The sequence below is a fragment of the Mesorhizobium tamadayense genome (assembly GCF_003863365.1).
GTDB lineage: Bacteria > Pseudomonadota > Alphaproteobacteria > Rhizobiales > Rhizobiaceae > Mesorhizobium > Mesorhizobium tamadayense.
Window position 1 is genome coordinate 1 of the sequence record NZ_RQXT01000210.1, and the last position, 612, is coordinate 612.

General features: G+C 64.1%; 2 protein-coding genes. Both read right to left on the minus strand.

Annotation, left to right across the window (positions count from 1 at the left end):
* Nucleotides 1–225, minus strand: a 225-nt coding sequence (locus tag EH240_RS37310; RefSeq protein ID WP_148101198.1) for an HNH endonuclease, incomplete at its 3' end; no start/stop codon positions are given.
* On the minus strand, nucleotides 216–612 hold a 397-nt coding region (locus EH240_RS37315), incomplete at its 5' end, for a terminase TerL endonuclease subunit (RefSeq protein ID WP_245436717.1). The genes EH240_RS37310 and EH240_RS37315, both read right to left, overlap by 10 nt.

The window sequence follows — 612 nt, forward strand, 5'->3', positions numbered from 1 at the left end:
TGTCTGCTTGGTGTGGCAGGTCGGGCAGAGGCAGGTGACGTTGCCCAGGTCAAAGGCTAGTTCCGGTGCCTGCCGCACCGAAATCTTGTGATGCACCTCCAGCCGTCCGCTGGCGCCGCAGCCGGTGCATTTGAAACCGTCCCGGCGCTTGGCCTGGAGCCGAAGGGCTTGCCATTGCGCGGAACGGTAGACGGAATAACCGGCGCGACCGTTCTTCATACCCATGAAGCGGCACGCGCCTTCTTGACTGGCCTTGCGGCTCGCCGGTTGCCTTCCGCCACTGCGAGGATTGCCGCCGCAGCCGCATCGATACGACCGAGCGAACGAGCTTTTGCCAGCTTGTGATTGCCGGCCGGGTCGATAAGCGTGATCGCATCGGCCATCGCAGAGCGCAGCAGCAGCGAGGGGCGGGTTTGCACATGCCCGTCAAACAGCGCGCGGCGGAACCGTTCGATGTCTTCTGAGCCATCTTTCCAGCCGAAGCCGCGCCAGATGAACGGTACGCGGGACAGCCCAGCGCCCTGCATCGCCTCGACAAACTCGGCATGGCGAAACCGGTCCCCCACGATGCAGGAGATGGTGGCTCCTTCCGCTAGTTTGACGACTTCGGCC